Source organism: Candidimonas sp. SYP-B2681 (genome assembly GCF_003971065.1).
Taxonomy (GTDB): domain Bacteria; phylum Pseudomonadota; class Gammaproteobacteria; order Burkholderiales; family Burkholderiaceae_B; genus Pollutimonas.
On record NZ_RYDV01000001.1, the window covers coordinates 433,689 to 448,084 of the forward strand.

The 14,396-nt window shown below is 56.9% G+C and carries 9 protein-coding genes; all 9 read left to right on the top strand.

The genetic code is table 11. The features are described 5' to 3' along the window. Nucleotides 1–113: 113 nt before the first annotated feature. The 9 genes from EKL30_RS02105 to purL all read left to right on the top strand — a co-directional run bounded on the left by EKL30_RS02105 (nucleotide 114) and on the right by purL (nucleotide 14,377). Entirely contained in the window at nucleotides 114–2,609 is a 2,496-nt protein-coding gene (locus tag EKL30_RS02105) for a DNA internalization-related competence protein ComEC/Rec2 (RefSeq protein WP_126705528.1), read from the top strand. Between the two features lie 135 nt (nucleotides 2,610–2,744). Beyond that, nucleotides 2,745–3,977: a 3-methyl-2-oxobutanoate dehydrogenase (2-methylpropanoyl-transferring) subunit alpha gene (locus EKL30_RS02110; protein WP_126705529.1), complete on the top strand. Its 1,233-nt coding sequence runs from the start codon at nucleotides 2,745–2,747 to the stop codon at nucleotides 3,975–3,977. Between the two features lie 2 nt (nucleotides 3,978–3,979). Then, the gene (locus EKL30_RS02115) at nucleotides 3,980–5,020 is read left to right on the top strand and encodes an alpha-ketoacid dehydrogenase subunit beta (RefSeq protein ID WP_126705530.1); all 1,041 of its coding nucleotides are present in this window, start codon (nucleotides 3,980–3,982) and stop codon (nucleotides 5,018–5,020) included. Nucleotides 5,021–5,022: 2 nt separating this feature from the next. Further along, nucleotides 5,023–6,369, top strand: coding sequence for a dihydrolipoamide acetyltransferase family protein (locus EKL30_RS02120; RefSeq protein ID WP_126705531.1), 1,347 nt, complete (start codon nucleotides 5,023–5,025; stop codon nucleotides 6,367–6,369). Nucleotides 6,370–6,378: 9 nt separating this feature from the next. Next, nucleotides 6,379–7,779, top strand: coding sequence for a dihydrolipoyl dehydrogenase (lpdA, locus tag EKL30_RS02125; RefSeq protein WP_126705532.1), 1,401 nt, complete (start codon nucleotides 6,379–6,381; stop codon nucleotides 7,777–7,779). Between the two features lie 41 nt (nucleotides 7,780–7,820). Then, nucleotides 7,821–8,780: an alpha/beta fold hydrolase gene (locus EKL30_RS02130; RefSeq protein WP_233582670.1), complete on the top strand. Its 960-nt coding sequence runs from the start codon at nucleotides 7,821–7,823 to the stop codon at nucleotides 8,778–8,780. 9 nt (nucleotides 8,781–8,789) lie between these two features. Further along, the gene (locus tag EKL30_RS02135) at nucleotides 8,790–9,674 is read left to right on the top strand and encodes a 3',5'-nucleoside bisphosphate phosphatase (RefSeq protein ID WP_370246204.1); all 885 of its coding nucleotides are present in this window, start codon (nucleotides 8,790–8,792) and stop codon (nucleotides 9,672–9,674) included. Between the two features lies 1 nt (nucleotide 9,675). Further along, nucleotides 9,676–10,227: a transcription elongation factor GreB gene (gene greB, locus EKL30_RS02140; protein ID WP_126705533.1), complete on the top strand. Its 552-nt coding sequence runs from the start codon at nucleotides 9,676–9,678 to the stop codon at nucleotides 10,225–10,227. 94 nt (nucleotides 10,228–10,321) lie between these two features. Then, a complete protein-coding gene (gene purL, locus EKL30_RS02145; protein ID WP_126705534.1) occupies nucleotides 10,322–14,377 on the top strand; it encodes a phosphoribosylformylglycinamidine synthase in 4,056 nt (1,351 codons plus the stop codon). Nucleotides 14,378–14,396 lie beyond the last annotated feature (19 nt).

The following is a 14,396-nucleotide window of genomic DNA, read 5'->3' on the forward strand; positions in this document are numbered from 1 at the left end:
TGCTGCCACTCGCCGATATGCATAGGTAGTATCCGGCAGGATAATCCCGCACGTCTCAAGCGCTTTTACGCTGACGCCACCTTTATGCTTGGCCATTTGGGAGGCGATTAGGCGTGACGGGGCGCATTTGCTTGCTGGCCTTCGTAGCCGCGACGGGGGCCGTACATTGTTTTCCCTTTTTGCCCAATCACGCCGTGAAGGCCGGGGTGCTGGCCGCTGCGGGGATGGCATCCACCTTGGCATATTGGCTGGCACCTCAATATCGGTGGCGTACGCTCTTGCCCTTATGGGCGGCATTGGCGGGGCTGCTGCTGACGATTGCACGGGCAGAACATCGTTTGGCCGATGCTCTGGATGCCAGCAATGAAAATAAGGTATCCAGGGTCGTGCTGCGCGTTGCGGCGCTACCTCGATTGGGTCCCGATAGTCGTCAGTTCGAAGCCGAAGTGTTGTCCTCAATACCTCAGGGGGTACCTTCGCGCATCCAGGTATCTTGGACGGCACCGAACTGGGCCGGTCCGTATGGCAGGCGAGATCGCGCGTCGTCCGACGACGCAAAGCCGTATTTTCCCGAGATTATTCCCGGTCAAGTATGGCGCATGTCGCTTACCTTGAAGAATCCGAACGGGAACAGGAATCCGCACGCCTTCGACTACGAATCTTATCTATTTGCGCATGGCATTCGCGCTACAGGAAGTGTCAGGGGTACACCCTTATATATGGGTGACGAACCCTGGGCAAGTTTGCCGGTAATTGCACAGCGGGCACGATACTATGTACGTGCAGCCATGCAGCCCTATCTGGAAGGCAAGCGGTACGGGGCCGTATTGCTGGCCTTGGCCATTGGGGACCAGGCGAGTGTCGATGCAGCCGACTGGCAGGTATTTAACCGCACAGGTATCACGCACCTGGTCTCAATCAGCGGTTCCCACATAACGATGATTGCGGCGCTGGCAGGATCACTGGTTTTCCTGCTATGGCGCCGCCTACGATTTCGCCATCACGCCTGGGCTGAACGTCTTCCTGCCCAAGTCGCGGGCGCTATGGCGGCTTTATTGCTTGCATGGTTGTATTGCCTGCTGGCCGGATGGGGCGTCCCCGCACGACGGACTTTCCTGATGCTATTGGTGGTCGCGCTGGCTTATTTGCTCAAGTTGCCTCTGAATGCTTCCCGTCTTTTATCCTTGGTCGCTTTTGCGGTGGTCATATTGGACCCCTGGGCGCTTATGGCCAGTGGCTTCTGGCTGTCGTTCGGAGCCGTTTATGTGTTGATGGCGAGTGCCGGTTGGTGGGGCCATCCGGTAGGCAAAAGGCCAGTTTCGCGTTGGCAGCGGTGTCGCGTTTTTATTGCTACTGCGACACGTTTGCAGCTGGCGATAACCGTAGGATTGATGCCGTTGCTGGCGCTCATCTTTTACGAAGTCTCTCTTGTTTCACCGCTTGCCAACGTCTACGCCATTCCGGTGATCAGTGTGGTCGTCACCCCTTTGTCGTTGTTGCTGGCCGGCGCTTCTTTGGTTCCGGGGTTTGATTATCTGGCCACATCTTTTGCGTGGCTGGGCCATGCCGCACTTGAATTCACTATGGTGCCGACAGTCTGGTTGGCTGATTTCCGCGCCGCCAATTTCAACGTCGCTGCGGCACCCCTGTGGCTGACTCTTATTGCAATGCTCGGGCTATTGCTTGCCGTTATGCCATATGGAATTCCTTATCGCAATATGGCCTGGCTATTCATGCTGCCGGCGTTATTGTGGTCTCCGCCACGCCCGCCACAGGGCGGTTGGAATCTGTATGCGCTGGATGTCGGCCAGGCAAGTGCAATAGTCGTACAAACGGCGCGTCATTCCTTGCTGTTTGATACTGGCCTTCGCAGCAGCGCTACCTCCGATGACGGCGCGCGCACCATCTGGCCTTTTTTGCGATCAAAAGGCATTAAGAAGCTGAACGTTCTGGTGGTTTCGCACGCCGATATCGACCACGCCGGTGGTGTGCGAAGTTTACTGCAGGCCATGCCGGTAGAGCAGTCCTATAGCTCGTTCAGTTTGTCGGATTACCTCGAGCGAGAAGCAGGCTTGCTGGGTGCGCCGGGGCACGTGCCGCCATTGCCACTGGCCATGTCTGCCTGCGAGTACGGGATGACCTGGCACATAGATGGTGTGGCCTTCGAATTTTTGTGGCCGCTTAAGCCGCCTGCAACAGGCCGTGCAGTACGGCGAAGACAACGCAACGATTATGGTTGCGTGCTTAGAATTCGCGGACAACACCATTCCGTGCTGCTTCCAGGAGACATCGGTACCTTGCAGGAGGCAAGCTTACTGGACAGGGGGCTGGGTCACATAGACGTCGTGCTAGCCGCTCATCATGGTTCAAAAAACTCATCCAGTGATCAATTTGTCAGTGCCGTAGGGGCGAGTCATGTCATAGCGCAAGCGGGCTTATGGAATCGCTATGGGCATCCCAGCCCTTTGGTCGAGCGACGCTGGCAGGACTATGGCGCGGCATTCTGGCGTACCGACCAGCACGGGGCGATCACCATGCGGTCGCGGGCCGCGGGCTTGCTGGCGTACAGCGAACGGCAGTTCTCGCCGCGTTATTGGCAGACCCGATAGCCTCCGGAATTTCCCTGTATGGCAATGCTTGCGAATTGGAAATTTATGGGCGATGATGGAATCAACCGTCCACAAGATGGCATATAAAAACCAGTAGCGTTTCAAAAATTCCACAAGACATTTTCTGAAGCAAGCATGAGACAACACATTCCGTTACGGCTCCATGTGCCCGAGCCTCCTGGGCGACCCGGCCACGCCACTGATTTTTCCTATCTTCGTCTGGCTCCGGCCGGTTTGGTCCGCAAGCCGCCCTTGGACACATCGGCGATCGATACCACCGACCTTGCCTACACGCTGGTGCGTGTTCTGGACGACGACGGAATCGCCAAAGGGCCGTGGGCGCAGCCGATTGACGTTCAGGTATTGCGCAAGGGTCTTCAATCGATGATGAAGACGCGCATCTATGACGCACGCATGCTGATCGCTCAGCGCCAGAAAAAAATGTCCTTCTACATGCAAAGCCTGGGCGAGGAAGCCATAGGTACAGCGCAGATCATGGCGCTTTCCAAGGGCGACATGTGTTTTCCGTCATATCGTCAACAAAACTTGCTGATCACACAAGACGTGCCGTTGTTCGACATGATGTGCCAGCTGTTTTCCAACGACCGAGACCATTTAAAGGGTCGGCAACTGCCCGTTATGTATTCGGTGCCCGACGCCGGGTTTTTTTCCATCTCGGGAAATCTTGCCACGCAGTTTGTGCAGGCGGTAGGTTGGGCCATGGCTTCTGCGATCAAAGGCGATACAAAAATTGCGTCAGCCTGGATAGGCGATGGCGCGACTGCTGCGGCTGATTTCCAGACAGCGCTCACCTTCGCCCATGTGTATCAAGCCCCTGTCATCCTTAATGTCATCAATAATCAATGGGCAATATCGTCATTCCAGGCGCTGGCGGGCGGCGAAAGTACGACTTTTGCAGCACGCGGCGTGGGCAGTGGCATCGCCTCTTTGCGCGTCGATGGGAACGACTTCCTGGCCGTCTATGCCGTTTCGCAGTGGGCGGTCGAGCGCGCGCGAAGCAATCTTGGGCCGACGCTTATTGAATGGGTTACTTATCGCGCTGGCCCGCATTCCACTTCCGATGATCCCTCCAAGTACCGTCCGGCCGATGATTGGGCGCGATTTCCGCTGGGCGACCCAATTGATCGCTTGAAGCAGCACCTTATCGGTATTGGTGCCTGGTCAGACGACGAGCATCAGCAAACTCAGAAACAGTTCGAAGCGGAAGTCGTCGCGGCGCAAAAGCAGGCGGAAAGCCACGGCACGCTTGCCACGGGTCAAGCTTCAAGCGTCGCCACCATGTTCGAAGATGTCTATAAAGACATGCCATGGCATCTGCGCCGTCAACGTCAGCAAGCGGGAGTGTGAGCATGGACGATACTTCCATTAAGCAGAAATCGACCCGCATGACAATGATTCAGGCCTTAAGGTCTGCCATGGATATCATGCTCGAGCGCGATGATAATGTTGTCATATTCGGGCAGGACGTCGGCTACTTCGGTGGTGTGTTTCGCTGTACCGAAGGCCTTCAGGCCAAATACGGCCACGATCGCGTTTTTGATGCTCCCATATCCGAGGGGGGAATTGTGGGCGCCGCGGTAGGCATGGGTGCTTATGGTTTACGCCCGGTGGTCGAGATTCAGTTTGCTGATTATTTCTATCCTGCTACTGATCAGATTGTTTCTGAAGCCGCACGTTTGCGATATCGGTCGGCCGGTGATTTTATCGCTCCGCTGACCATACGGATGCCATGCGGTGGAGGCATCTACGGAGGACAAACCCATAGCCAGAGCCCCGAGGCTCTGTTCACCCATGTCAGTGGTCTGCGAACGGTCATGCCGTCGAATCCCTACGATGCCAAAGGCCTGCTGATCGCATCGATCGAGTGCGATGATCCAGTTATTTTTCTCGAGCCGAAACGTTTATATAACGGGCCCTTCGATGGGCATCACGATCAGCCGGTCGTACCGTGGTCCAAGCATCCCTTGGGCAACGTCCCGAATGGTTATTACACCGTGCCTCTCGAGTCCGCCTCGGTTTTTCGCAAGGGAAACGCGCTTACCGTATTAGCTTATGGCACGATGGTTTTTGTGGCCACCGTAGCGGCCGAGGAATCCGGGGTCGATGCCGAAATTATCGACCTGCGCAGTTTATGGCCGCTCGACCTGGAAACGATTGTGAACTCGGTCCGCAAAACTGGCCGCTGCGTTGTCTTGCACGAGGCCACACAAACGGGCGGTTTCGGCGCGGAATTGATTGCGCTTATCCAGGAACACTGTTTTTACCATCTCGAGGCCCCTATCGAACGGATTGCCGGTTGGGATACGCCATACCCACACGCCCATGAATGGGCATACTTTCCAAGTCCCAAGCGCGTGGCAGACGCCTACCGACGCGTGATGGAGGCGTAACGATGGGAATTCACATTATAAAAATGCCCGATATCGGCGAAGGAATTGCCGAGGTCGAACTGGTGGAGTGGCATGTTCAACCTGGCGACACCGTAGTCGAAGACCAACTGTTGGCCGACGTGATGACCGATAAAGCGACGGTGCAAGTGCCATCGCCGGTCCACGGAAAGATAGTGTCGCTGGGCGGAAAAGTTGGTCAAGTCATGGCAGTCGGCTCCGAACTGATTCGGCTCGAGGTCGAAGGTAGCGGCAATGTCGCCGCCTCGGCTCGTCCCGATATCCAGTCTGCACCCTTAGCGGCGGCGAAGCAGCCTGATACCGCCGAAGAACCCGCTAGCCCGGAAATTTCGTCGCTGTGGGTAAGCGGTGACCGGGAAGCTGCAGTCGTACCTAGCACTGCATCCAACGCTGCCGCGCTGAAAGATAAAGCGCCGCAGCACGCAGGCTTAGGCGCCGCGCGGCCGGACGGCGGCAAACCACTGGCGTCGCCCGCAGTACGTCAAAGAGCCTGGGATTTGGGCATCGAACTGCAATATGTCGCTGGCAGCGGGCCGTCGGGTCGAATTACCCATCATGACCTTGATACCTATCTCGATCATGGCAAATCAGCTGGGACTGTGGCGGTGCGCAGCACCTCGTTTGCTGTCCGCGACGACGAGGAGCAGGTTCCTGTCATCGGGCTAAGGCGCAAAATCGCCCAGAAGATGCAGGAATCCAAGCGTCGTATTCCGCACTTTACCTATGTCGAGGAGGTCGACGTTACCGAGCTCGAGATTCTGCGATTGCGTTTGAATCAGCAGTGGGGAGACACCCGCGGCAAACTTACTATTTTGCCTTTTTTGGTTCGATCCATGGTCCTTGCATTAGGCGAATTTCCCCAGATCAACGCCCGCTTCGATGATGAGAACGGCGTGGTCACGCGTTACGGTGCCGTTCATATGGGGATTGCCGCGCAGACACCCGCCGGCCTGATGGTGCCGGTCATGCGCCATTCGGAATCCCGCGACCTATGGTCATGCGCGGCTGAGATCAAGCGCCTTGCCGAGGCGGCCCGCGATGGCCACGTGGCGCGGGATGAGCTTTCCGGTTCTACCATCACCCTTACCAGCTTAGGGCCATTGGGCGGTATTGTTTCGACTCCGGTGGTTAATTATCCAGAAGTCGCAATCGTCGGCGTCAACCGTATTGTCGAACGTCCTGTCATCCTCGCGGGGGCCGTGGTCGCGCGCAAGATCATGAACTTGTCATCATCGTTCGATCATCGGGTGGTAGACGGACTTCATGCTGCCGAATTTATTCAGCGTATAAGGGGCTATCTTGAATGTCCTGCCCTGTTATTCGTCGAGTAGGAAGAAGCCATGCCCACCAGCACCTTATTGATTATTGGCGCCGGACCCGGGGGCTATGTGGCCGCCATACGGGCTGCCCAGCTCGGCATCTCGACTACGCTGGTGGAAGGGCAAGCGGTGGGTGGAACTTGTCTTAATATTGGCTGCATTCCGTCTAAAGCGCTCATACACGCTGCCGAAGAGTTCTACAAATTAGCGCAGTATCGCGCCCGTTCGCCGCTCGGCATAACGGTAGGTTCGGCTGATATCGACGTTTCCAAAACCATTTCCTGGAAGGATGGCATCGTCGACCGGCTAACCGGCGGAGTAAAAACGCTACTAAAGAAAAACGGAGTCAAGGTGATCACCGGGTGGGCGCGGATTATCGACGGGAAAACGGTCGAAGTTGCTCAATCGGGTAGCGAGGGTGGCACGCCCTTGCTTATTACCTGCGAACACTTGTTGCTGGCTACCGGTTCGCTACCTGTAGAACTACCGTTTATGCCATTCGGAGGGCCGGTGATTTCGTCAACGCAAGCGCTGTCTCCCGCAACACTTCCGCCGACCCTGGCGGTCGTCGGAGCAGGGTATATCGGTCTTGAGCTCGGTATGGCCTACAGCAAGCTGGGCGTCAAGGTAAGCATCATCGAAGCTCAGGACCGCATTCTTCCCGCCTACGATGCTGAACTTGCCAAACCGGTGTTGAACGCCTTAAAGAAATTGGACATTTCTGTCCATTTGTCCTGCACGGTGTTAGGTATGGACGAAGGGTATTCCAGGCTGCGCCTGAAAAGCACGGAAGGAGAAGAGTCCACGCTTGCAGTCGAGCAGGTGCTGGTGGCGGTCGGGCGGCGGCCCCGCACGGCGGATCTCGGACTGGAGTCGTTGATGCTTGATATGACGGGGTCGGCCGTACGGATCGATGATCAATGCCGTACCTCTATGCGTAATGTATGGGCGATCGGAGACATCACGGGCGAGCCCATGCTGGCGCATCGGGCGATGGCGCAGGGCGAGATGGTGGCCGAAATTATCGGCGGCAAGCGCCGTCGCTTCTCGCCCGCGTCGATTCCGGCGATATGTTTTACTGATCCTGAGATTGTCGTTTCAGGCCTCTCGCCACACGAGGCCGAGCAGGCGGGAATTGATTTCATCAGCGCGGTTTTTCCGTTTGCCGCGAATGGCCGCGCCATGACGCTTGAATCGACCGAGGGCTTTGTGCGGGTGGTGGCGCGCCGCGACGATCACCTAATCGTTGGTTGGCAAGCGGTCGGCCGCGGGGTTTCCGAGCTAAGCACCGCTTTTTCGCAGTCTCTCGAAATGGGATCGCGCCTCGAGGATGTCGGCGGAACCATTCATGCTCATCCCTCGCTGGGCGAAGCCGTGCAAGAAGCCGCACTTCGAGCATTGGGGCACGCTGTGCATGTTTAGCGCTAAGCTACAATCAACTTCCCTTTTGTAGTGAGTGCTCCATGACTAATTCCTACACGCCAGACGGCCAGCTTCAACCGCGACTCGACTATGTAATGTGTTGCAGTCCGGCAGGCGCGCACCGCATGGCCTACTGGGAATGGGGCGACCCACACAACGCACGGGTTCTGCTGTGCGTTCATGGCCTTACCCGTACTGGCCGTGATTTCGATCGTCTGGCACAGCGATTGGCCAAACACTATCGCGTGGTGTGCCCCGACGTGGTCGGACGCGGCAAATCTGACTGGCTTATCAATGCCGCCGGATACGTAGTGCCACAATATGTGGCTGATATGCTGACCCTTATCGCGCGTCTTAACCCCTCGCAGCTCGATTGGGTCGGGACTTCAATGGGCGGCTTGATAGGCATGGGGATGGCCGGCACCCTGGCAGTGTCGGCATTGCTCAGACCCCCTCGTGGTGAGTCTGGTCTGCGCGCGGACCAAACCCTGGTGTTGGGCAAAGTGGTGCTCAATGATATAGGCCCAAAGCTTAGTTTTTCCGGCTTGTCTCGCATTGCGGAATATGTGGGTGAGCCTATGAATTTCGATACCTTTGAACATGCTGTGAATTACGTGCGTTCAGTATCGTCGGGCTTTGGCACGCACGACCAGAAGGGGTGGGAAGAGCTAACGCGCTATGTGTTCAACCAGCAAGGTGATCAATGGGCTAAACACTACGACTTGCGCATTGCGGAGCCGTTTGCTGATCAATCGGAAGAGAAGGTGCAGGCTTCCGAGGCCATGTTGTGGGCCGCTTATGAAAGTATTGCGTCCCCCATTCTGGTTGTGCGGGGTGAAGAATCTGATTTGCTGACAGCCGAAGTTGCCGATGAAATGCTCGCCAGGAATCACAACGCCCGTTTGCATAAGGTGCCTCATGTCGGCCATGCGCCTACGTTTCGCAGCGACGATCAGATTGATCCCGTAGAGGCGTTTCTATTGGGTAGCCAAACGTCGTAAACTGAGTTTTTGTCGGTAGCGCATCTAGCCCTGCCCAGGGCTTACCAACCGGAGAACTCGCTTATCAAAGTCGATTTACATTCCCATTCCACGATTTCAGACGGCGTCCTGACCCCAGCACAACTAGCTGCGCGGGCGCACGCCAATGGGGTTAGCTTGTGGGCCTTGACCGATCATGATGAGGTCTCGGGGCTGGCACAAGCGCGCGCCGAGGCCGAATCGCTTGGCATGGCTTTTGTCTCCGGGGTGGAAATCTCGGTGACTTGGGCGAAGCAAAGCGTCCACGTGTTGGGACTAGGCATTGATGAGTTCGATTCCGGCCTGCTTGCCGGGTTGGCGGGCATACGTGAAGGGCGCTCGATACGTGCTCGCGAGATGGCGGACCGATTGACGTCAATGGGCGTCCCCGACAGTTACGAGGGCGCGTTGGCCTTTGCCGCGAACCCCTCATTGGTCAGTCGGACGCATTTTGCCCGTTTCCTGGTAGAGCGGGGGTATTGCAAGAACATGCAGGCGGTTTTCGATAAATACCTGGGTGAAAACAAGCCGGCCAACGTGCGGGTGCAATGGTCGACGCTGGCAGAAGCGGTAAGTTGGATTATTGGCGCCGGAGGCCGTGCAGCCATCGCCCATCCTGGTCGGTACAGTTTTTCACCGCTGCAAGCCGACGCCTTGTTTGAACAATTCAAGGAACTTGGCGGCACGGGTATTGAAGTCATCACAGGCAGCCATACGCCTGATCAATATGTTGAATATGCAAAAGTGGCGCAGCATTACGGTTTCATGGCTTCTTGCGGTTCAGACTTCCACAGCCCCAAAGAAGCACGGCTGGACCTGGGCGACCTGCCGTCGCTGCCGTCTGGCGTGAAGCCCATTTGGCATGATTGGATCTGATATGAATAAAGCCTTTGTAAAAGAGTCCGATAACGACGATGATGAAGATTTGGGTCCCGAGGACATCAAGCTTCCCGCCGGCACCAAGAACTACATCACCGTTCAAGGCTATCAAAATTTGCGTGACGAGCTCGCGCAATTAATGACAGTGGAACGCCCGTCCGTTGTTCAAATTGTGTCATGGGCGGCATCCAATGGTGACCGCTCCGAGAATGGCGATTATCTGTACGGGAAGAAGCGCCTGCGCGAGATCGACCGGCGCATGCGCTTTCTGACCAAGCGGCTGGAAATCGCAGAAGTGGTCGATCCTGCTGCTCAGCCGAACAGGGAGCAGATTTTCTTTGGTGCAACCGTCGTCTATTCCGACAAAGCCGGACAAGAATTTCGTATTACGATTGTGGGTGTGGATGAGGCTGAACCCTTGCAGGGCAAGATCAGTTGGATTTCACCGGTTGCCCGGGCGCTGACCAAAGCACGCGAAGGCGATACGGTCACCTTACGCACTCCCGCGGGTATCGACGAACTGGATATTCTGGAAGTCATCTATCCTTAGGTGCTGATATCCTCGCAGCGCGCGCCGGGCAAATCCGCCTTGGCGCACAAGCAGGTAAAATGAGTCGTTTTCCTCCTTTTGCCTGCGTCGTATCGTGAATTCTATCCAGCATCTACTTGGTTCGTCGGTCTTGTCATCGTTTCGCCGTGAGCGATTGTTGCAACGGTTTGCCGAACTCGATCTTCCTGTCGCCGACATTAACGGCCGTTTCGAACACTATGTATGGTCCGACGCACAGCTAAGCTCTGCCGATCAAACGCGCCTCGAGCAGCTTCTTGACTACGGTTCCATGGTGCCAGCTGAAAAGGAAGGTAAAAACTCACTGGTACTGCGTGTCTTCCCCCGGCTCGGCACCGTTTCGCCCTGGGCAAGCAAGGCAAGTGATATTGCCCACAATTGCGGCCTGCCTGCAGTACGGCGCATTGAACGCGGTATACGCTACACCTTGACGCCAACCCGCGGTTTGTTGGGATCCAAACCAATCGATGCAGCACAATTGGCAAAAATTGCAGATTGCCTGCACGATCGCATGACCGAAACCGTAATGGACGCCTCGTTTGACGGGGCCGCGCTGTTCGCATCATTGCCCGGCAAGCCGATTCAAACCATCGACGTTATAGGCCAGGGGCAGGCGGCTCTGGAGCAAGCCAACCGCACGCTGGGCCTTGCCTTGTCGGAGGACGAGGTGGAATACCTGGAAGCCGCTTTCACGCAATTGGGACGCAATCCTAGCGACGTCGAACTTATGATGTTTGCGCAGGCCAATAGCGAACACTGCCGGCACAAGATATTCAACGCCGAGTGGGTTATCGACGGTGAAAAACAATCGAATACGCTGTTTGGCATGATTCGGGAAACGCACGCCGCCCAGCCTGAAGGCACGGTGGTGGCGTACTCCGACAATTCTGCAATTATGACGGGCGGGCAGGCAACCCTGTTTCATGCTGGCCGGACAAATTCCACCGCGAGCTACGAACACCATCAGGCGCTCGTCCATACGCTAATGAAGGTAGAGACGCATAATCATCCTACCGCGATAGCGCCATTCCAGGGAGCGGCAACGGGCGCCGGCGGCGAGATCCGCGATGAGGGCGCCACAGGCCGTGGTTCCAAGCCCAAGGCGGGCCTGACAGGATTTACCGTTTCAAATCTACGTTTCAAAGATGCTCTCGAGCCCTGGGAAAGCGATGCGCACGGTTCGCCCGACCGCATAGCAAGCCCGCTGGACATCATGATCGAAGGGCCTATCGGAGGCGCGGCATTCAATAATGAATTCGGCCGTCCCAACTTGCTTGGCTATTTTCGTACGTTTGAACAGACGGCCGGCGATGTCCGCTGGGGCTATCACAAGCCCATTATGATTGCCGGCGGGCTGGGTTCTATTGACGATCGTCTTACACATAAAGATCCTATTCCTCCCGGCGCCTTGCTGATTCAACTAGGCGGCCCTGGCATGCGGATCGGTATGGGTGGCAGCGCGGCATCCAGCATGAGTGCCGGCACGAATAGCGCGGAACTGGATTTCGATTCGGTGCAGCGCGGCAATCCCGAGCTCGAGCGACGGGCCCAGGAAGTCATTGATCGGTGCTGGCAGCAGGGCGAGAACAACCCGATTCTGGCAATCCACGACGTCGGCGCAGGTGGCCTGTCTAACGCGTTTCCGGAACTGGTTAACGATGCAGGGCGCGGCGCGATCTTCGAATTGCAGCAAGTTCATCTCGAAGAGTCGGGTTTATCGGCTGCCGAGATATGGAGCAACGAGTCGCAGGAACGCTATGTTCTGGCCATCATGCCGGAAGACCTTCCGCGATTCGACCTGCTAGCCAAGCGCGAACGCTGCCCGTACGCCGTCGTTGGAGTAGCCACTGAAGAGCGTCAACTGCGTGTCACCTACGGCGAGGGACTGCCCGGCGTGGCAGAGGCTCCTGATGCCAGCCTGCGTACTGACCTACGGCCTGTCGACGTGCCGGTCGATGTCATACTAGGTAAGCCACCGCGCATGACACGAGACGTTCAGCGTGTCGCTGGCGTTGGGGGCGAGCTGGATCTTACCGGGATTGAACTTGACGAGGCCATATCGCGTGTCTTGCGGCATCCGACGGTAGCTAACAAGAATTTCCTGATTACCATTGGCGATCGCTCCGTGGGCGGGCTTAGCAGCCGTGATCAAATGGTCGGTCCATGGCAAATTCCAGTTGCCGACTGCGCGGTTACTCTGGCCGATTTCGAAGGCGTGCGCGGCGAAGCGATGGCGATGGGCGAGCGTACTCCCATTGCCATGATCGATGCACCAGCTTCGGGGCGTATGGCGATTGCCGAAGCACTTACCAACCTGGTGGCAAGCGATGTGCAGTCGCTGAAAGATATTAAATTGTCCGCCAACTGGATGGCCGCCTGCGGTGCGGCAGGCCAGGACGCTGCCTTATACGATACGGTCTCGGCCATCAGCCAGTGGTGTCAGCAACTAGGCTTGTCCATCCCGGTAGGCAAAGACTCGCTTTCCATGCGCACCGCATGGTCACAGGACGGCGAGGCACGTGAAGTATTGGCTCCCGTGTCGTTGATCGTGACAGCGTTCGCCCCAGTGGCCGATGTTCGGGCCACGCTGACCCCTCAATTGCGCACTGATGCCGGCGAGACCGCGCTGATTCTTATTGATTTGGGGTTCGGGCAGCAACGCCTGGGAGCGTCGGTCTTTGCACAGGCTTTCAATCAGGTCGGAACCGCGGTTCCCGATATGACCGATGCTGCCGCCTTGGCCACTTTTTTCACCGTCCTGCGACAGTTGGCAGCCGACGGCCGGATTCTGGCCTATCACGACCGCTCTGACGGCGGCTTGTTAGCGACGGTATGCGAAATGGCTTTTGCCGGTCATGTCGGCGTGTCCATCAATCTGGATATGCTCACGATCGATCCCGTGGCTGCCGATTGGGGTGATTACAAAATACGGCCCGAACAAATAGCGGTCCAACGTGACGAAATCACGCTGAAAGCCCTGTTCGCTGAAGAGGCCGGGGCGGTTATCCAGGTGCCTTTGGCGCAACGCGATGGCGTATTGCAACAGTTGCGCGCGGTTGGATTGTCTGCCCATTCGCATGTCGTAGGTAGTCTGAACAAAGAAGATGAGATCCAGATATTCCGCGACGGCAAGTGCATCTACCAGAAGTCACGAGCCGAGCTGGGTCAGCAATGGAGCGAAGTAACGCGCAGGATCATGGCGCTGCGCGACAATCCTGAATGTGCTCAAGCCGAATTCGATATTTGGCTGGACAAGTCGGACCGGGGCCTGAGTCCTGTCGTTTCCTTTGATCCGCAAGAGGATATCGCCGCTCCATTTATCAACATGGGCAAACGCCCCAAAGTGGCTATTCTGCGCGAACAGGGTTGTAACAGCCAGGTTGAAATGGCCTGGGCTTTCGATAAGGCCGGCTTCGAGGCGCTCGACGTGCACATGACCGATCTCTTGTCCGGCCGGGCCCGTTTGGACGATGTGCAAGGTTTAGTCGCGGTGGGCGGGTTCAGTTACGGCGACGTGCTCGGTGCGGGCGAGGGCTGGGCAAGAACCATTCGCTTCAACAATCAACTGGCTGACCAGTTTGCCTCTTATTTCGCTCGTTCCGATACGTTTGCGCTGGGTGTCTGCAACGGTTGCCAAATGATGGCGGCGTTATCCAGCATGATTCCGGGCGCCGAACATTGGCCGCGCTTCACCCGTAATCAGTCTGAAAAATACGAGGCTCGGCTGTCGATGGTGGAAATCGCCGATTCTCCATCGTTATTCTTGCAAGGCATGGCCGGTACACGGGTCCCGGTGGCGGTAGCGCACGGCGAAGGTTATGCGAACTTCGCTACCCAGGGTTCATTGGCTCACGTCAGAAATGCCTTGAACTTCGTTGATAATCAGGGCAAGGCAACCGAGCAATATCCCTACAACCCGAACGGCAGTCCTCAGGGCCTGACCGGTGTGACCACTGATGATGGCCGCTTCACCGTGTTGATGCCTCATCCCGAGCGCGTTACGCGCAACGTCATGATGTCGTGGGCACCGGATGCCTGGGGCTCCGAAGATAAGGGCGCCGCTGGCGCTGCGCATGGCGGGTACAGTCCATGGATGCGCATGTTTCAGAATGCACGCGTGTGGTTGAAATAGTTCGACCGGGATCATGGCG

Bases quoted from the DNA above. Each gene is read 5' to 3' on its own strand.
- lpdA (WP_126705532.1), top strand. From the start codon at position 6,379: ATGCCCACCAGCACCTTATTGATTATTGGCGCCGGACCCGGGGGCTAT.
- EKL30_RS02110 (WP_126705529.1), top strand. From the start codon at position 2,745: ATGAGACAACACATTCCGTTACGGCTCCATGTGCCCGAGCCTCCTGGG.
- EKL30_RS02115 (WP_126705530.1), top strand. From the start codon at position 3,980: ATGGACGATACTTCCATTAAGCAGAAATCGACCCGCATGACAATGATT.
- EKL30_RS02120 (WP_126705531.1), top strand. From the start codon at position 5,023: ATGGGAATTCACATTATAAAAATGCCCGATATCGGCGAAGGAATTGCC.
- EKL30_RS02130 (WP_233582670.1), top strand. From the start codon at position 7,821: ATGACTAATTCCTACACGCCAGACGGCCAGCTTCAACCGCGACTCGAC.
- greB (WP_126705533.1), top strand. From the start codon at position 9,676: ATGAATAAAGCCTTTGTAAAAGAGTCCGATAACGACGATGATGAAGAT.